Annotated in this window: 19 protein-coding genes; 11 read left to right on the top strand and 8 right to left on the bottom strand. The window is 72.7% G+C overall.

Features of this window, described 5'->3' with window-relative positions; all coding sequences use genetic code 11:
* Positions 1–4 precede the first annotated feature (4 nt).
* Positions 5–418, top strand: a complete 414-nt coding sequence (locus ACGWYL_RS01000) for a hypothetical protein (protein ID WP_269303025.1) — start codon at positions 5–7, stop codon at positions 416–418.
* Here ACGWYL_RS01000 and ACGWYL_RS01005 read toward each other — a convergent pair.
* The gene (locus tag ACGWYL_RS01005) at positions 305–1,222 is read right to left on the bottom strand and encodes a PIG-L deacetylase family protein (RefSeq protein ID WP_395486187.1); all 918 of its coding nucleotides are present in this window, start codon (positions 1,220–1,222) and stop codon (positions 305–307) included. The two genes, ACGWYL_RS01000 and ACGWYL_RS01005, sit on opposite strands and share 114 nt — an antisense overlap.
* 55 nt (positions 1,223–1,277) lie before the next feature.
* On the opposite strand from ACGWYL_RS01005, the gene ACGWYL_RS01010 reads away from it, so the two are divergent.
* On the top strand, positions 1,278–1,910 hold the full coding sequence (locus ACGWYL_RS01010; protein ID WP_395486188.1) for a maleylpyruvate isomerase family mycothiol-dependent enzyme: 633 nt from the start codon (positions 1,278–1,280) through the stop codon (positions 1,908–1,910).
* A 34-nt stretch (positions 1,911–1,944) separates the two neighbouring features.
* Here the strand turns inward: ACGWYL_RS01010 and ACGWYL_RS01015 are convergent, their stop codons facing one another.
* Positions 1,945–2,772 (bottom strand): alpha/beta hydrolase, encoded by an 828-nt coding sequence (locus ACGWYL_RS01015; protein WP_395486189.1) that lies wholly within the window; start codon positions 2,770–2,772, stop codon positions 1,945–1,947.
* Between the two features lie 106 nt (positions 2,773–2,878).
* Here ACGWYL_RS01015 and ACGWYL_RS01020 point away from each other — a divergent pair, with 106 nt between their 5' ends.
* Together ACGWYL_RS01020 and ACGWYL_RS01025 are read left to right on the top strand one after the other, a co-directional pair.
* Positions 2,879–3,160, top strand: coding sequence for a zf-TFIIB domain-containing protein (locus tag ACGWYL_RS01020; protein WP_179423649.1), 282 nt, complete (start codon positions 2,879–2,881; stop codon positions 3,158–3,160).
* 3 nt (positions 3,161–3,163) lie between these two features.
* On the top strand, positions 3,164–4,216 hold the full coding sequence (locus ACGWYL_RS01025) for a tocopherol cyclase family protein (RefSeq protein ID WP_395486190.1): 1,053 nt from the start codon (positions 3,164–3,166) through the stop codon (positions 4,214–4,216).
* Here the strand turns inward: ACGWYL_RS01025 and ACGWYL_RS01030 are convergent.
* Both ACGWYL_RS01030 and ACGWYL_RS01035 read right to left on the bottom strand, forming a co-directional pair.
* Positions 4,203–4,799, bottom strand: coding sequence for a malonic semialdehyde reductase (locus tag ACGWYL_RS01030; protein WP_179423645.1), 597 nt, complete (start codon positions 4,797–4,799; stop codon positions 4,203–4,205). The genes ACGWYL_RS01025 and ACGWYL_RS01030 overlap by 14 nt on opposite strands.
* Positions 4,800–4,873: 74 nt before the next feature.
* Entirely contained in the window at positions 4,874–5,170 is a 297-nt protein-coding gene (locus ACGWYL_RS01035; RefSeq protein ID WP_179423643.1) for a DUF2277 domain-containing protein, read from the bottom strand.
* A gap of 205 nt (positions 5,171–5,375) precedes the next feature.
* On the opposite strand from ACGWYL_RS01035, the gene ACGWYL_RS01040 reads away from it, so the two are divergent.
* Positions 5,376–5,639, top strand: a complete 264-nt coding sequence (locus ACGWYL_RS01040) for a hypothetical protein (protein WP_395486191.1) — start codon at positions 5,376–5,378, stop codon at positions 5,637–5,639.
* On the opposite strand, the gene ACGWYL_RS01045 is transcribed toward ACGWYL_RS01040, so the two are convergent.
* Entirely contained in the window at positions 5,636–7,042 is a 1,407-nt protein-coding gene (locus ACGWYL_RS01045; RefSeq protein WP_395486192.1) for an AAA family ATPase, read from the bottom strand. The two genes, ACGWYL_RS01040 and ACGWYL_RS01045, sit on opposite strands and share 4 nt — an antisense overlap.
* A 221-nt stretch (positions 7,043–7,263) precedes the next feature.
* Here ACGWYL_RS01045 and ACGWYL_RS01050 point away from each other — a divergent pair, with 221 nt between their 5' ends.
* Together ACGWYL_RS01050 and ACGWYL_RS01055 are read left to right on the top strand one after the other, a co-directional pair.
* Positions 7,264–8,007, top strand: coding sequence for a dienelactone hydrolase family protein (locus ACGWYL_RS01050; protein ID WP_179423639.1), 744 nt, complete (start codon positions 7,264–7,266; stop codon positions 8,005–8,007).
* A 4-nt stretch (positions 8,008–8,011) separates the two neighbouring features.
* On the top strand, positions 8,012–8,434 hold the full coding sequence (locus ACGWYL_RS01055) for a GNAT family N-acetyltransferase (RefSeq protein WP_395486193.1): 423 nt from the start codon (positions 8,012–8,014) through the stop codon (positions 8,432–8,434).
* A 55-nt stretch (positions 8,435–8,489) separates the two neighbouring features.
* Here the strand turns inward: ACGWYL_RS01055 and ACGWYL_RS01060 are convergent, their stop codons facing one another.
* Positions 8,490–9,422 carry a threonine/serine dehydratase gene (locus ACGWYL_RS01060; protein ID WP_269303042.1) on the bottom strand — a complete coding sequence of 311 codons (933 nt, stop codon included), beginning with the start codon at positions 9,420–9,422 and terminating at the stop codon, positions 8,490–8,492.
* Between the two features lie 128 nt (positions 9,423–9,550).
* Here ACGWYL_RS01060 and ACGWYL_RS01065 point away from each other — a divergent pair, with 128 nt between their 5' ends.
* A complete protein-coding gene (locus ACGWYL_RS01065; RefSeq protein ID WP_395487228.1) occupies positions 9,551–10,366 on the top strand; it encodes a pseudouridine synthase in 816 nt (271 codons plus the stop codon).
* A 1-nt stretch (position 10,367) separates the two neighbouring features.
* Here ACGWYL_RS01065 and ACGWYL_RS01070 read toward each other — a convergent pair whose 3' ends face one another.
* Complete coding sequence (locus tag ACGWYL_RS01070; RefSeq protein ID WP_179423631.1) at positions 10,368–11,789, bottom strand: SDR family NAD(P)-dependent oxidoreductase; 1,422 nt, start codon at positions 11,787–11,789, stop codon at positions 10,368–10,370.
* 28 nt (positions 11,790–11,817) lie between these two features.
* The gene (locus ACGWYL_RS01075; RefSeq protein ID WP_269303048.1) at positions 11,818–12,582 is read right to left on the bottom strand and encodes a siderophore-interacting protein; all 765 of its coding nucleotides are present in this window, start codon (positions 12,580–12,582) and stop codon (positions 11,818–11,820) included.
* 19 nt (positions 12,583–12,601) lie between these two features.
* Here ACGWYL_RS01075 and ACGWYL_RS01080 point away from each other — a divergent pair, with 19 nt between their 5' ends.
* Genes ACGWYL_RS01080 through ACGWYL_RS01090 form a run of 3 tightly spaced genes read left to right on the top strand, consistent with a single transcriptional unit; the run spans position 12,602 to position 17,168 of the window.
* On the top strand, positions 12,602–14,554 hold the full coding sequence (locus ACGWYL_RS01080; RefSeq protein WP_395486194.1) for a M13 family metallopeptidase: 1,953 nt from the start codon (positions 12,602–12,604) through the stop codon (positions 14,552–14,554).
* 1 nt (position 14,555) lies between these two features.
* Positions 14,556–15,761 carry an MFS transporter gene (locus ACGWYL_RS01085; protein WP_269303052.1) on the top strand — a complete coding sequence of 402 codons (1,206 nt, stop codon included), beginning with the start codon at positions 14,556–14,558 and terminating at the stop codon, positions 15,759–15,761.
* A 54-nt stretch (positions 15,762–15,815) separates the two neighbouring features.
* On the top strand, positions 15,816–17,168 hold the full coding sequence (locus ACGWYL_RS01090) for a TrpB-like pyridoxal phosphate-dependent enzyme (protein WP_179423623.1): 1,353 nt from the start codon (positions 15,816–15,818) through the stop codon (positions 17,166–17,168).
* Positions 17,169–17,179: the final 11 nt, after the last annotated feature.

A 17,179-nucleotide genomic window follows, 5' to 3' on the forward strand; every position in this document is an offset into this window, starting at 1 on the left:
CCCCATGGAATCCCTGCTCTCCGACGACTCGCGGCAGCTCGCCGGCATCCTCTTCCTCGCGCTCGTCACGGTGGAGACCGGCGGCCTGTACATGGTGCGCATCGTCACCGGCCGCGAGGACGTCACTGCCTTCCAGGAGAAGTTCGCCCGGGCCGGTCACGCCCACGCCGGCGTCCTGCTCGTCCTCGCCCTGGTCTGCCAGCCGTTCGTCGACGCCACCACACTCACCGGGATCTGGGAGTGGCTCGCCCGCACCGGCGTCGCGGTCTCGGCCCTGCTCATGCCGGGCGGCTTCTTCTTCGCCTCAATGGGCCGGGGACGCACGCGGCCGAACGCGCTGATCGCGCTCGTCTTCGGCGGTGCCGCGCTGCTGGCCGTCAGCCTCACGACCCTCGGCATCGGCCTGCTCACGGCGTGACGGGGCGCAGGTCAGGCCCCGCCGAGCTCCATCGCCTCGCGGGCGATCGGCGGCAACGCATGGAAGTCCGCTACCTGCGCCGTCGAAGGCACGGAACAGCACCGCGTGGTCGACGCCCATCCGGCGACCCTGCATCGCCGTGATGCCCGTGATCATCGGGCGCGGCGGCGGGTGGCCGGGGATCCCGGCGAGGTACTGGCCGTGCGCCTCCAGCGACGCGATGCCGCGCTCGAGCGGCTCGCCCGTCACGTCGACCCCGTGGGTGGGACGGTTGTCGCCCGAGACCAGCAGCCAGCGCGGCGACCACGGCTCGAGGCCCTCGGCGAGCAGCTCGGGGAACACCCAGCGGTTGCCGGCGTCGCGCAGGCCGTCGATCGCTGCGAGACCGGCGACGCGGTGATCGGCCTGGTTCAGCCCCGCGACGAACTCGACGTCCCACGAGCCCACCAGCACCGCGTCCGGGCGGAAGCCGCGGATCGACATCGCGATGTCGCGGCGCATCGCCAAGGAGTACTCCAGGATCCCGTCCGGGTAGTCCAGGAAGTCGACCTGCGACACGCCCACGACCTCGGAGGCGGCGATCTGCTCGTCGCGACGCAGCTCGGCGGTCTCCTTCGGCGACAGCGCGTCCATGCCCGCCTCGCCACGGGTCAGCAGGAGGTAGGCGACGTCGACGCCCTCGCTCGTCCAGCGCGCCACGGCCGAGGACGTGCCGTACTCGACGTCATCCGGGTGGGCCACGACGCACAGGACGCGCTCGATCGCGTCGTCGGGGAACGGCGGGAGCAGCTCGTCTGCGCTCATTCTCGGAATGTACGCCCGGGCGCGCGCGGCGTACATCCCTCCTAGGGTGGGCGTCATGTCCGACGTCTGGCCGCTCGTGCATGCCGAGCGCGAGGCGCTCGTCGCCGACCTCGGGCAGCTGCCGGAGTCCTCGTGGGAGCTGCCCTCGCTGTGCGACGGATGGACCGTGCACGACGTCGCGGCGCACCTGGTCGACACCGCGTCGACGACACGGGTGGGCTTCGTCGCGGGACTCGTCCGGGCGCGGTTCGACTTCCATCGCCAGAACGAGCGGGGCGTCCGCCGCCATCGCGGCGCGAGTCCTCACGAGACCCTGCGCCGCCTGCGCGACGTCGCGCACCGGACCTCCACGCCGCCGGCGCCGCTCGACAGCCGCCTCGTCGAGGAGGTCGTCCATGGCGAGGACATCCGCCGGCCTCTGGGACTGGTGCGCGCCTACCCGCAGGAGGCGGTCGTGCGCGCGTTCCGTCTCCAGGAGCGCACGACCGTGGCGTTCGGCGGCGGCAAGGAGCACCTCACGGGCGTCCGCATGACTGCCACGGACGCCGACCTGGCGGCGGGCGACGGGCCCGCGGTCCGAGGACCGGCGCTGTCGCTGCTGCTCGCCCTCTCCGGTCGCCGCGTCGCCCTCGACGACCTCGACGGTCCGGGGGTCGAACTGCTCGCGAATCGCCTCAGGGACGGATGACCACGCGGCCGAGGGGCTGACCCGACTCGACGCCTCACCGAACGTGGTGCGCGAGCCGCAGGACGGCGTCCGCGACAGGTGCGCCGAACATCACGGCGTCGTTGTGGTCGCCGGTCACCACGACCCGCTCGAACAGCGAGGGTGCACCGTCGGCGACGCGCTCGCTGAGCTCGGTCGGCACGACCGTGTCGTGGTGGCCGTGGATCACCGTGACGGGCACGTCGCTGGCGGCCAGGTGCTCCGAGACCGGGAAGCGGTCGCGCAGCAGCATCCGCACCGGCAGCCACGGGTAGTGGTGCGCACCGACGTCGGCCAGCTCGGTGAACGGCGAGCGCAGCACGATTCCCGCCGGTGTCGTGCGCGCCTGCAGCGCGGCGACCACGCCCGAGCCGAGGGACTCGCCGAACAGGATCGTGCGAGCGGCCGGGTACCCGAGGTCGGCCAGCGCCTCGAGGGCGGCGTCCGCGTCGGCCGCGAGCCCGTCCTCGCTCGGGCGCCCCGGGTTGCCGCCGTAGCCGCGGTAGTCCATCAGCAGGACCGCGAGACCGCGCCGGCTCAGCTCCTCCGCGAGACCCGTGCGACTCAGCCGGTTGCCCCCGTTGCCCGGAGCCAGGAGCACCGCCAGACCCGTGTCGGTCTCGGCCGCCGGAACGAACCACGCACCCAGCTCGAGCCCGTCCGCGGTGCTCAACGTGACGTCGCGCGCGCCGGGGACCGCCTCCGCCGCCGCGGGCACCGGCTCCGCGTCGGGGAAGTAGATCAGCTGGCGCTGCAGCGCCCACACGGTCGCCACCCCCATCCCGACCAGCACCAGCGCCACCGCAAGGGCCCGGACGAGCCATCGGCGCGACGGGCTGGTCATGCCTCATGCTCACCGTCCGCGGCCCGCTCGGCAAGCACGCCGAGCGGCGGCGGCCTTGGCAGGGCCCGCCTAGGCTGAACCCAGTTCCCACTCCTGGAGGTCCCCGATGAAGTGCCCCAACGACGCGACGACCCTCGTGATGAGCGAGCGGTCCGGCGTGGAGATCGACTACTGCCCCGAGTGCCGGGGCGTGTGGCTCGACCGCGGCGAGCTGGACAAGATCCTCGAGCGCGCCGAGCAGGACGCCACCCGCACGGCGGCGCCGCAGCGGGACGACCGCTACGCGCCGCGCCCGTCGTACGACGACCGGGACCGCCGATACGACGACCGCAGCAGCGGCTACCGGGGCAAGAAGAAGAGTCACTGGCTCGGCGAGCTGTTCGACTGAGCCATGCGCCGGCCAGCCGCGCTGCGTGACGCCTACCGGGCGAGTGGTGCGGACCGCCCGTTCGGCGACCCCCTCCCCGCGCACGGCGTCGCGATGGAGGGCTACTTCTGGAGGTTCACCGACCCCGCCTCCGGGCGCGTCCTGATCGCCCTCGACGGGGTGAACCGCGCGGCCGGCGGCACGTGGTCGACGCTCGGCGTGGCCTCCCACCCGAACGGGTTCCTGCGCACGACGGCGCACCCCGTGGGCGAGGCGGACGCGAGCGGGCTCGGCGTCGTCTCCGGAGTCGCCTTCCGCGGCTCGCCCGACCGCCTGCACGTCGATCTCGGACCCGACGCGCGGATCGACGTCGAGGTCCGGCAGCCGGTGCCGTGGCCGCGCCGCAGCCTCGGCGGCTCGAGCATCTTCCAGGCCGTCCCGGGCCTCAACCAGTACTGGCATCCGTGGCTGCTCGGCGGCTCGGCCCACGGCGAGGCGGTCGTCGGCACGCAGACCTGGGAGCTCGACGGCTGGCAGGTCTACGGCGAGAAGAACTGGGGCAAGGGCGGCTTCCCCAACGCGTGGTGGTGGGGCCAGGCGCAGGGCTTCGAGGACCCGTCGGTGTGCGTCGCGTTCGCGGGTGGCGAGGTCTCGGCCGGCCCGCTGCGCACGACCGTGACGGCCGTCGTCGTGCTGCTGCCCGACGGGCGGCTCGTGCGGCTCGGCGACCCGGTCGTGTCGCCGGTGCGCGCCGAGGTCAGCGACGAGCGCTGGTCCCTGCGCGGCCGCAGTGCCCGCTGGCGGATCGAGATCAAGGGCTGGGGCGACCTCGCCGCCGCCCACGTGCTGCCGGTGCCGCTGCCCCGCGAGCGCCGCAACGTGCCCGGCGCGATCGAGCACCTCGGCGCCCGGATGCACGTCACGGTCCACCACCGCGACCGGCTCGTGTGGCAGGGCGAGTCCGGCCTCGCCGCGCTGGAGCATGGCGGAATCGACCGTGCCCGCGCCGAGGTGACTCGACGCGGGCACGGGGAGGAGGCGGTGGACGCGCCCCCGGTGGGGCTCAGAGAGCCGTGACGACCTGCTCGTGCTCGAGGCGCGGGAGGCGGTCGAACCAGGCGTTCTCGCCCGGGTGGCCGATGTTGACGACGACCATCGTCTTGTAGCCGGTGCCGGCCAGCAGGTCCTCGTCGATGCCCTCGGCGTCGAAGCCGGTCATCGGGCCCGCGGCCAGGCCGGCGGCGCGCACGCCCATGATGAAGTAGCCGATCTGCAGACCGGCGTTGAGACGAGCCGTGGCCTCGCGCGCGACCGGGTCCGGGAACCAGTCCTTGGCACCCTCGGCGTGCGGGAAGACGGTGGGCAGGTGCTCGTTGAAGTCGGTGTCCGCGGCGAGGATGGCGACCAGCGGGGCGGCGGCGGTCTTGTCGCGGTTGCCGTCGGCCATGTGCTTCAGCAGGCGCGCGCGGGCGTCGTCGCTGCGGACGAGGACGATGCGCAGGGGCTGCGAGTTCATCGCGGTCGGGCCGAACTTCACGAGGTCCTGGATCGCCGCGACCTGCTCATCGGTCACCGGCTCGTCGGTGAAGGAGTTCGCGGTGCGGGCCTGACGGAACAGCAGGTCCTGGGCGTCTGACGAGAGCTCGAGAAAATCGTTCATGATTCAACTAACGTCTGCTCGGGGCTCGAACCTTCCCGAGCGCGCACGTGTCCCTTCTCACGTGCGCCGCAGGCTCATGCGCTCGCGGTGCGCAGGCGGACCTCGCGCTCCATCCGCTTCTCGTGACGCTCGCGTCCCTTGATGGCCTCGCGCTCACGGCTCTTCGGCGGCGCCTTCGTCACGAGGTCGTCGAGCAGACGCCGGGTGGCCTCCGCGATCTCGTCGACCGCGCGGTCGAACGCCTCCTGGTTGGCGCGCGACGGCTTCGTGGACCCGCTGACCTTCCGCACGAACTGCAGCGCGGCCTCGCGGACCTCCTCGTCCGTCGTCGCCGGCTCGAAGTTGTGGAGGACTCGGATGTTGCGGCACATGCCTCGACGGTAACCCCGCGGGGGCGTGCCGAACAGGCCCGCATCTTGCGACGATGGGCGCCATGAGCGCGCTCTCACCGCGGCTGGCCGCAGTCCTCGAGGCGCTGCCGCTCGCGCCGGGTCTGCGGGTGCTCGAGATCGGCGGAGCGCCCGGCCCGCTCGCCCGCGCGATGGCCGCCCGGGTCTCCCCGGCGGCTTCGTCCTCGTGGTCGACCGCTCGCAGCGGGGTGTCGCGGCCACCCGCACCGCCTGCGCCACCGAGATCGCGGCGGGTGTCCTCGGCGTGCGCCACGCGTCCGCCGAGTCGTTCAGGCTCGAGCCCGGCGAGGACCCGTACGACCTGGCCCTCGCCAACCGGGTCGGCGCCCTCGACGGACGTCACCCTGCCCTCGCAGACGCCGCCCTCGCCGCACTCCGCGCCGCGACCACCCCCGGCGCCCCGCTCTACGTGGACGGCCGGCGCCTCTAGTCCTCCTCGTCGTCCCAGGATTCGTCGTCGAGGTCCTCGAAGCTGCGCGGGCCCGACGCCAAGAGGCTGCGCGTGAGCGCGTCCTGGTCGGACAGCAGCTCGTCCAGCGCCTCGAGCAGGTCGGTGTCACCGGGCTCGCGACGCGCGATCGCGGCCGCGAGCACCGCGCGCCGCACGAGCTCCTTCGCGAACGACGCCGTGACCCCCTCGGCCCGGTCGGCCGCGAGGTCCAGCGCCTCCCGCGAGATCGCGAGGTCGCCTGCGTAGAGGGCGAACAGCGCGCGTCGCGCGTCGCGATCGGGCAGGGGGATCTCCACGGCGAGGTCGATCCGGCCGGGCCGTTGCGACAGCGCCCGCTCCAGTAGGTCGGGACGGTTCGTGGTCATGAGGAACGTGACGTCGGCGTCGCCATCGAGGCCGTCCAGCGCCTCGAGCAACTCGAACAGCATCGAGTCGGGCGAGTCGACCATGTCGCGGTCCTCGGCGACGAGGTCGCAGTCCTCCAGCACCACGATGGCCGGCTCCATCGCGCGGGCGATCTGTGTGGCCTCCTTGACCAGTCCCAGCGTGTTTCCGCTGAGCAGGATCGCCGTGGTCCCGGCGGAGCGACCGAGCAGGTGGCGCACCGTGTGGGTCTTGCCCGTCCCCGGTGGCCCGTAGAGCAGGATACCGCGCTTGAGGTGCTGACCGGCGCGCAGCAGCTCGTCGCGGTAGTCCCCCATGAGCAGCGCGTGACGCTCGATCCGTCGCAGTGACTCGCCCGGAAGCACCACTGCCGAGCCCGGGATGTCCGGGCGCTCGTGGAACGTGACCCCTCCGAGGGAGGATCCGTACTCGTCCGAGGAGAAGGAGAGCACTTGGCCTCGCAGGACGCTGTGCTCGCGCATGACCGCGCGCAGGCGCACCAGGAGCTCACCCGCGGTCCCCCGGTCCTCGGCCATGATCTCCAGCGTCGGCGAAGGGCGCCCCCACTCGTGGTCGGCGACGCGCTGCAGCACGGCCACTGCAGCACCCTCGAACGTCATCAGCCGGACGCCGGCGGCCACCACCTGACGGTCCCGGCCCGGTCCGACCGCCGCGCTGACGTACTCGACCGGCCCGAGTCCGACAAGACCGTGCTCGTCGTTCACCAGGTCCATGAACCCGAGGTCGCCGCCTCCCCTGCCGCGGTAGCCGACGACCCGCACGGCAGGATCGATGAGGTCGAGCGCGATGTCGGCGTCGACCAGCTGGGCGCGACTCAGCTGCTCGGTGACGGCGCTCAGCGCGCGGGCGTCCACGCCCAGGTGCTCCGTGAGGGCCTTCGCCAGCTCGCCCTGCTCGTCGGGGTCCGGGCGGTGCTCGTCCACCACGTCGCGCAGGAAGGCGGTGAAGACCTCGATGAACTCGCTCTGGTGGGTCACGCAGACACCCTCGCAGAACCGATCGTCCCGCGTGCCACTTTCACTCGGCGCCGTCGAGACCGTCGTGATCGGACCGCGCGCTGCTACGGTCGGAGGGTCCGTGCAGCACAGCGAGGAGGTGGTACCCGTGAACACATCACGACGGGTGCTCCCCTCCGGGGTCACGGTCGGACGATAGGTCGTCCGGGAGCGCCGTTCCTGCACTCCCGAAAGGCGCGACCATGCAGTTCCTCTCCGAGCAGCGCCACGACGGCGTCCTCGAGCGCCACCTCACTCACGACGACGTCCCCGGCATCCTCTGGACGCCGGACTCCGGCCCCGCTCCCCTCATCCTCCTCGGACACCCCGGCGGGCTGCAGCCGATGCACCAGCGGCTCCTCGGCCGCGCGCGCGACGCGGCCCAGCACGGCTTCGCCTCCCTGACGATCGAGCTGCCCGGCGCGGGTGTCCGACCTCGCATCCCGGAGCTGGAGCAGGCCCGCACCGATCTGCGCTCGGCCCTGGCCGAGGGACGTCCGGTCGACGACGCGATCGTCGATGCCCTCGTCCTCACGCTGGTCGACCTGGCCGCACCCGAGTGGCGCTCGGCCCTCGACGCCGCACTCGAGCTGCCCGAGGTCGAGGGGCCGGTCGGCATCTCGGGCGGCGTGATCGCGCTGGCCGTCCGGCTCGCCGTCACGGACCCGCGGATCGCGGCGGCGCTCCTGTTCGCCGGCAGCTTCGTTCCCCGGTCGACCTTCGAGGAGGCGCGGCGGCTGCGCATCCCCGTGCACGTTCTCCTGCAGTGGGACGACGCGGGCAACGACCGGCAACGGGCCCTCGACCTGTTCGACGCGTTCGCCACGGCGGAGAAGACCCTGCACGCCAACATGGGCGGCCACACCGGGGTGCCGGCGTTCGAGGCCGACCCCGCGATGGCCTTCCTCGTCCGCCACCTCTGGCCGGGCCCGACGGTGGGACAGTAGGCCCATGGTGGACGGTTACTCCCTGCACGGAACGGCCCCCGACGAGGTCGCCTACCTGCGCCTGCGCGAGGCGTCGGGGCTCACGCCGAAGCGTCCCGACCAGGCGGGTCCGGCGCTCGCCGGCGGCTGGGGGGCGTGCCACGTGGTGCACGAGGCCACCGGCGAGACCGTGGCGATGGGCCGCGTCATCGGCGACGGCGGCTGGTGCTTCCACGTCGTCGACATGGCCGTGCTGCCCGACCACCAGCGCCGCGGGCTCGGCGACCTCGTCCTGTCGCACCTGCTCGACGTGATCGCCACGGACGCTCCCCCGGGCGCCTACGTCTCGCTGATGGCCGACCCGCCCGGCCGCCGCCTGTACGAGCGCCACGGGTTCGTCGACAGCGCCCCGAGGTCGGTCGGCATGGTCCTGGCGGACAAACGATGAGGCATTCCGCCCCGCTCGGCTACCCGAATGCCTCATCGTTCGTCCCCGGGGCACCTCAGGGACGCGCGAGGGTGGCCGCGTCCGTGTTCGCGCCGCAGACGACGACCGCGACGCGCTCGCCGGGCCCCGGCACGTAGCGGCCGGAGTGCAGCGCGGCGTAGGCCGCGGCGGCACCGTGCTCGGACGGCACGCGGAACTCGTCCCACAGCGCCGTCCGGGCTGCGACGATCTCGTCGTCGGTGACCATGACCGGGACCGGCGCCTCGGCCTCGACGGCCGAGAACGCGAGATCGCCGAGCCGGCGCGCGCCGAGTGAATCCGAGGCCACGCCGGAGACCGCGACGTCCACGGGTCGCCCGGCGTCGATCGCGCGGTGCATCGTCGGGCACTGCTCGGGCTCGACCACCACGACGCGCGCCCGGCCCAACGCGGACGCCGCGACGCCCGCGTACAGGCCTCCGCCGCCCACCGCGACGACGATCGTGTCGATCGAGGGCTCGTCCTCGAGCAGCTCCTCGGCGAGCGTGCCGGCGCCGGCCGCGACCTCGACCTGGTCGTAGGCGTGCGCGAGCGCGGCCCCGGTCTCGTCGGCGAACTCGACGGACGCACGGTGCGCCTCGGCGAACTCGGCTCCCACCCGGCGGACCTCGGCGCCGTACGCCTCGATGCGGTCGACCTTGACCTGCGGCGCCGCCTCGGGGACGAACACGGTGGCCCGCACGCCCAGCTCGCGCGCGGCGAACGCCTGGGCAAGGCCGGCGTTCCCGCCGGACGCCACCACGATGCCGGCGTCGGTGATCTCGCCCGACTCGAGTCCGGCGAGCTGGCGGTTGAACGCACCGCGCGTCTTGAACACGCCGCAGTGCTGGAGCAGCTCGAGCTTGAGCCACAGGGAACCGTCCGCCGAGGTCTGCCACAACGGCGTGCGCCGCACGCGTCCTTCGATCCGGCTCGCCGCCGCCTGCACGTCCCGCCTGGTGACCGTCACGCCCTCCAGTATCCCGTGCCTAGACTCGGGCGGTGCCTCCCCGTTCGCCGCTGCCGCCCCGTCACGGGCTCCAGGCGGCCTGGCTGCGCACGCCCGACCGCGATCCGCAGGGACCGCCGTGGCCGTCGATGGTCGCGTGGCTCGAGCACGAGGTCGCGCCGCATGCCGACGTCCACGCGATGCTGGCGGACGAGCGCTTCGTCTACAACGACCTGACGCCCGTACGTGTCGGCGATCCCTACGCGCCGCACACGTTCGTGTGGTTCCACCGCGACCTGCGCGACGAGGTCGAGGTCCCCGGCGAGATCCGAGTCCTGCACCGCGACGAGCGGGTCCTCGTGGTCGACAAGCCGCCATTCCTCTCGACGATCCCGCGCGGCCGCCACGTGCTGCAGAGCGTCGTCGTGCGGCTGCGCACCGAGCTCGACCTGCCCGAGCTGACCCCGCTGCACCGGCTCGACCGCGTCACCTCGGGCGTCCTGCTGCTCGCGGTCGAGCGCCGCTGGCGCGGGCCGTACCAGACGCTGTTCGAGCACCGGCAGGTCACGAAGACCTACCGCGCCCTCGCCCCGTGGCAGGAGGCGCTCGAGTCGCCGGTCGTCGTCCGCAACCACCTGCGCAAGGACCGGGGCGCCCTCCGCGCCGAGGTCGTCGCCGACGCGCCGGTCAATGCCGAGACCCTCGTCGAGATGGAGGAGCGCCGCGGCGACCTCGCGGTCTACCGCCTCAGTCCCCGCACCGGACGGACGCACCAGCTGCGGATGCACCTGGCCGGGCTCGGCAGCCCGATCGTGAACGACCCGCTCTACCCGACCGTCGCCGACGTCTCGGTCGACGACTTCTCGAGCCCGCTCCAGCTGCTCGCGAGCGAGCTCGAGCTCACCGACCCGGTCGACGGCACCGAGCGCCGCTGGGTCAGCGGCCGGACGTTCCCGCTGGCGTGACTCAGTGGCCCCCGCCGATGGCGGCGGGACCGGCCTCGCGGCGGATGTCGATGACGTGCCCCGTCATCGGCGCGACGAGGACGTCGAGCGAGCGACGCGCGACCTCCTCGGACGACAGCAGCGTGCCCTCGGGCTCCTCGCCGAACGCCTTGGTGCGCATCGGCGTGCCGGTGCGCTCGGGGTTGACGCAGTTCACGCGGACCTCGCCGGCCCACTCGTCGGCCAGCGCCTGCGTGAGGTTCACCGTGGCCGCCTTCGCCGAGGAGTACAGCGAGTAGCCCTTGCGGCCGCGCGTGTAGGACGACGACGTGAACAGCAGCAGCGAACCGTTGGACTCGGCCAGCAGCGGGCGGAACTCCTGCGCGATGAAGATCGGGGCGAGGTAGTTGATCTCGGTGGCGGCCCAGATCGTCTCCTCGGACGTGTCGGCGAGGTCGCCGATCGGCAGCACGCCGGCGGTGTTCACGACGAAGTCGACCCGGCCGGCCTTCTCCACCACCTCGCGCGCGGCCTCGGCGACGTCCTCGCGGCGGTCGACGTGCGTGCCCGTGGACGAGCGGGAGAACGCGAACACCCGGGCACCGTAGGACTCGGCGAGCTTCGCGATGTCGCCGCCGATGCCGTAGGAGCCGCCGAACACGACCATCGTCCTGCCCTCGAGCGCGGCGCGGTACTGCTCGTCGTCGAGCTCGTCCGGCGTCTCGGCCGAGGCCAGCTGGAACAGCTTGTCGGCGATGTAGACGTCGATCGGCTCGGTGACCTTCATGTTCCGCTCGTGGCCCTGGACGACCGCGATCGGCACGTCGGGGCGGTAGCGCAGCACCACGGTGCAGTCGTCGGTGGCGGTGAAGTCGGGGTCCTGCCACGCCTTCTCGTAGGCGTCGCGGATGATCGAGGACCGGAAGGCCTGCGGGGTCTGGCCGCGGCGCAGCAGGTCGCGGCGCAGCACGTCGGAGATCGTGTCGAGGTCGCCCGTGCGCTCGTCGTGCACCTGCACCACGGTGTCGGCCGACGGGATGGCGGTGTCGACGGCCTCGTACGTGCCGAGCGCGGCGACCACGTCGGAGATGATCGTCTGCGACACGAGCGGGCGCACCGCGTCGTGGAACAGGACGTTGCACTCCTCGTCGCCGAGCGCCTGCAGCGCCAGGCTCGTGGTCTCGTTGCGGGTCGAGCCGCCCTCGAGCACCTGGGTGACCTTCGGGTAGGCGCCGTCGCGCACGATCGCGTGCACGGGGTCCAGGTGGCCCTGGGCCATGAGGATGATGATCTCGTCGATCGCGTCGGCGGCCTGGAACACCGAGATGGTGTGCTCGAGGATCGTCTTGCCGGCGATCTTGATCAGCTGCTTCGGGATCGCCAGCCCCACGCGGGTCCCGGTGCCACCGGCGAGGATCACGGCCACGTTGCGCAATTCGGTCACCCGTCGAGGTTACCGGGGAGGAACTCCTTCAGGCGCCGGGGCGCATGACGGCGTCCTGCTGCTCGCGCTTCCAGGCGCGGAAGCCCTCCTCGGTCTCGCCGCGGCGCCAGTAGGCCGAGACGGAGATGTCGGTGCGCTCGACGCGGCCGTCGAGCAGGTAGGGACGCACGGACTTCAGCAGCGCGGACTCGCCGTGCACGAAGGCCTGCACGCGACCCTCGGGCCACGGCCAGGCGCGCACCGCGTCGTCGAGGAGCGTGGTGGAGCCGGGCGCCGCGCCGTTGCGGTGCAGCCAGCGCACGTCGGCCTCGCCCGAGCTCGGCAGGTCGATCTCGTGGCCAGGACCGTCGATCTCGACGAACGCCGTCGCGCGGGCGCCGGGCTCGAGGGACGCGAGGGACGCGGCGATGGCCGGCAGGGCCGACTCGTCGCCCACGAACAGGTGGTGGTCGGCGTCGGGTCGGGGCCGGTACGCGCCGCCGGGGCCGCGGAACCGCAGCGTGTCGCCGGGCTGCGCCGAGAGCGCCCAGGGCCCGGCGAGGCCCTCGGTGCCGTGCGTGACGAAGTCGATCGCGAGCTCGCGGGCCTCGGGATCCACCCACCGCACGGTGTAGGTGCGCAGCACGGTGTCGTCGCCGTCGGCGAACACCAGCTTGACGTAGGTGTCGGTGGAGTCGAGGTGGTGCGCCAGGTACTCGTCGAACGCGGCTCCGCCGAGCACCACGCGGCGCAGTCGCGGGGCCAGGTCCTCGGTGCGCTGGACGGTCAGTTCCACCTCGGTCTTCTGAGCCACGCTGTGTAGCCTAAACCGCGTGACCCAAGGCTTCGATCCCACGACGTTCGACACCCAGATCCGCCCGCAGGACGACCTGTTCCGCCACGTGAACGGGCCCTGGCTGCGCGACACGCCGATCAAGCCCGACCGGGCCACCGCCGGCGGGTTCGTGGACCTCGTCGACGAGGCCGAGATCCTCGTCCGCTCCATCGTCGAGTCCTGCGCGGCCGAGCCCGAGGACGACGAGCAGCGCAAGATCGGCGACCTGTTCGCCAGCTTCATGGACACCGAGCGCATCGAGCAGCTCGGCGCCGCTCCCCTGGCCGACGACCTGGCCGCCATCGACGCGATCGACTCGATCCCCTCGCTCGTGCGCACGATCGGCGCGCTGGAGCGCTCGGGCGTCAACAGCATCATCGGCCTCTACATCGCGCCCGACCGCGGCCAGCCCGACCGCTACGTCACGCACGTGGTCCAGGCGGGCATCGGCCTGCCCGACGAGTCGTACTACCGCGACGAGCAGTTCGCCGAGATCCGCGACGCCTACCGCGACCACGTCGCCGCGATGCTCCAGCTGGCCGACTTCGACGACGCGAGCGACCGCGCCGACCGTGTCCTCGAGCTGGAGACCGCGATCGCCTCGCACCACTGGGACCGCGTCGCCGTCCGCGACGCCCAGAAGACCTACAACCTCAAGACGTTCGCCGAGCTCGGCGAGCTGACCCCCGCCTTTGACTGGCAGGCGTGGGCGCAGGCCGCGGGCATCGACCTGTCCGTCCTGGCCGAGGCCGTCGTCTCGCAGCCGTCCTACCTCGAGGGACTCCAGGGCCTCCTCGACGAGGGGTCGCTGCCCGCGTGGCGCGACTGGCTGCGCTGGCAGCTGGTCCACGGCGCCGCGCCGTTCCTGTCCGACGACTTCGTCGAGACCAACTTCGCGTTCTACGGCAAGACCCTGCAGGGCACCGACGAGCTGCGTCCGCGGTGGAAGCGCGGCATCGGCTTCGTCGAGGGCTCGATGGGCGAGGCCGTCGGCAAGATCTACGTCCGCACCGAGTACCCCGCCGTGGCGAAGTCGCGCATGGAGGAGCTCATCGCGAACCTGCTCGAGGCCTACCGGATCAGCATCCGCGAGCTGCCGTGGATGAGCGACGAGACCAAGCAGCGCGCGCTGGCCAAGCTCGACGCGTTCACGCCGAAGATCGGCCACCCCGAGTCGTTCAAGGACTACGCGGCGCTCGAGACCGACCCGGCCGACCTCGTCGGCAACGCGCGTCGCGCGCAGTCCGTGGCGATGGACCGCGAGCTGGCCAAGATCGGCCAGCCCATCGACCGCGACGAGTGGTACATGACCCCGCAGACGGTCAACGCCTACTACAACCCGACGATGAACGAGATCGTCTTCCCCGCCGCGATCCTGCAGCCGCCGTTCTTCGACGCCGGGATCGACGACGCGGTGAACTACGGCGCGATCGGCTCGGTCATCGGCCACGAGATCGGCCACGGCTTCGACGACCAGGGCTCGCAGTACGACGGCACCGGCGCCCTGAGCAACTGGTGGACCGACGAGGACCGCGCCGCGTTCGACGGCCTCGCCGCGAGGATCATCGCGCAGTACGACGACCTCAGCCCCGAGAACGCCGACGGCCAGACCGTCAACGGCGCGCTCACGATCGGCGAGAACATCGGCGACCTGGGCGGACTCGGCATCGCGTACCTCGCGTTCAAGCTCGCGCAGGAGGGCAAGCCCGCCGACCCGATCGACGGCCTCACGCCCGACCAGCGCTTCTTCCTGGCGTGGGCGCGCGCGTGGCAGGGCAAGGTGCGGCCGGCCGAGACGATCCGTCGCCTCACGGTCGACCCGCACTCGCCGCCGGAGTTCCGCTGCAACCAGGTCGTGCGCAACATCGACGCCTTCTACGAGGCGTTCGGCGTGACCCCGGACGACGCGCTGTGGCTCGACCCGGCCGAGCGCGTCACGATCTGGGCCTGAGGTGACCTGGGCGCACCAGCGACGCGCCCTGGGCACGCTCGCGCTGGCCCAGGTCGTGGGCGGCATCGGCAACGGCGCCGGACTCGCCGTGGGCGCCCTGCTCGTCGAGGACGTCAGCGGGTCGGCCGGCTGGGCGGGCCTCGCCGTCGTCGCGATGACCCTCGGCGCCGCCGGCTTCACCGTGCCGCTGTCGAACCTCGCCGTGCACCGCGGGCGTCGGCCCGCCCTGACCGCGGGCTGGCTCGGCGGCGCGCTCGGCGCCGTCGCCGTGATCGCGGGCGGCGAGTGGCGCTCGCTGCCGCTGCTGCTCGTCGGGTTCCTGCTGTTCGGCGCCAGCACGGCGGCCAACCTGCAGTCGCGGTTCGCCGCCGCCGACCGGGCCGAGCCCGCACAGGTGGGCCGCTCGATCTCGCTGGTCGTGTGGGCCACGACGATCGGGTCGGTCGCCGGCCCCAACCTCACGGGTCCGGGCGCCGCGGTCGCCCGCGCACTCGGCATCCCCGAGCTGGCGGGCCCCCAGGTCTTCTCGGCGCTCGCCTTCACGGCTGCCGGGATCCTCACGTGGGTGCTGCTGCGGCCCGACCCGCTTCCGCGCCGCGACGCCGCCGCTCCCCCGCCGCCGCGGATCGCGGCCGCGCTGCCCCACGTCCGCGGCGCCACGGCGATCGCGATCACGTCCGTCGCGTTGTCGCACGCGGTCATGGTCGCGGTCATGGCGCTGACGCCGGTGCACATGTCCGGCCACGGCGCCGAGCTCTCGATCATCGGCCTCACGATCAGCCTGCACATCGCCGGCATGTTCGCGCTGTCGCCGCTGTTCGGCTGGCTATCCGACCGCTGGGGTCCCGAGCCCACGATCCTGCTCGGGCAGTCCGTGCTGATCCTCGCCTGCGGCATCGCGGGCACCGCCGGCTCGTCCGACGTGCAGATCACGATCGGCCTGATCCTGCTGGGCGTCGGCTGGTCGATGTCGGTGATCGCCGGCGCGGCCCTGCTCACCCGCAGCGCCGCCCCGGAGGTCCGGCCGCTGGTGCAGGGCTTCAGCGACCTCACGATGAACCTCGCCGGCGCGGCCGGCGGCCTGATCGCCGGCCTCGTGGTCGCCGTCTGGAGCTTCGGCGCGCTCACCGCCGTCGCCACCCTGCTGACGGTTCCCGTCGTCGCCACCGTCGTGCTCGCGTCCCGCGCGCCCGCTCGCGTCGACTGACGGATTCCCCGACACTCACCCTCGGCGGGCAGCCGGGACCACTAGGCTCGCCGCGTGACCGATCAGATCAGGTTCGTGCTCCCCGAGTCCGACATGCCCACGCACTGGTACAACATCGTCCCGGACTTTCCCACGCCGCCGCCTCCGCCGCTGCACCCGGGGACGCACCAGCCGGTCGGTCCCGACGACCTCGCGCCGCTGTTCCCGCCGGAGCTGATCGCCCAGGAGGTCACCTCCGAGCGCTTCGTCGAGATCCCCGAGCCCGTGCGCGACGTCTACCGCCAGTACCGTCCGTCGCCGCTCGTGCGCGCCCGGCGCTGGGAGCAGAGGCTCGGCACCTCGGCGCGCATCTACTACAAGTACGAGGGCGTCTCGCCGGCCGGCTCGCACAAGACGAACACGTCCGTGCCGCAGGTGTACTACAACGCCATCCACGGCATCACCCGCCTGACCACCGAGACCGGCGCGGGCCAGTGGGGCACGGCCCTGGCGTACGCGTGCTCGCTGTTCGGTCTCGAGTGCGAGGTGTGGCAGGTCGGCGCCTCGTTCGACACCAAGCCGCAGCGCCGCACCCTCATCGAGGTCTTCGGCGGCAAGGTCCACCGCTCCCCCAGCCGCCTCACGGAGTTCGGCCGCTCGTTGCCCGAGGACCACACCGGCTCGCTCGGCATCGCGATCAGCGAGGCCGTCGAGGTCGCCGCGCAGGACGAGACGATCAAGTACGCGCTCGGCTCGGTGCTGAACCACGTGCTGCTGCACCAGACGATCATCGGCGAGGAGGCGCTCAAGCAGCTCGCGCTGGCGGGCGAGGACGGCGCCGACCTCGTGATCGGCTGCGCCGGCGGCGGCTCGAACTTCGCCGGCCTCACCTTCCCGTTCCTGCGCGAGAAGCTCGCCGGCCACCAGTCGCCGCGGATCCTCGCCGTCGAGCCGGCCTCGTGCCCCACGCTCACGCGCGGCGAGTACCGCTACGACTTCGGCGACACGGGCGGCATGACCCCGCTGATGAAGATGTACACGCTGGGTCACGACTTCGTCCCGTCGCCGATCCACGCCGGTGGCCTGCGCTATCACGCGATGGCGCCGCTGGTGTCCCACGCCGTGCACGAGGGCCTGATCGAGGCGACGGCGCTGCACCAGAGCGAGTGCTTCGACAGCGCCATCGAGTTCGCGCGCACCGAGGGCATCGTCCCGGCGCCCGAGTCCTCCCACGCCCTGGCCCAGGCCCGCCGGGCCGCCTTGGAGGCCGCCGAGAACGGCACCGAGCCGGTCATCGTGGTGGGCCTGTCCGGTCACGGTCTGCTCGAGCTCGGCGCGTACGACTCGTACCTGAACGGCCGGCTCGAGGACGACCCGCTGTCGGACGAGGACCTGCAGGCGGCTCTGGCGAACGTCCCCGTCATCTGATCTGATGCGGG

It is taken from the genome of Aeromicrobium sp. JJY06, from assembly GCF_044069275.1.
Lineage (GTDB): Bacteria > Actinomycetota > Actinomycetes > Propionibacteriales > Nocardioidaceae > Aeromicrobium > Aeromicrobium tamlense.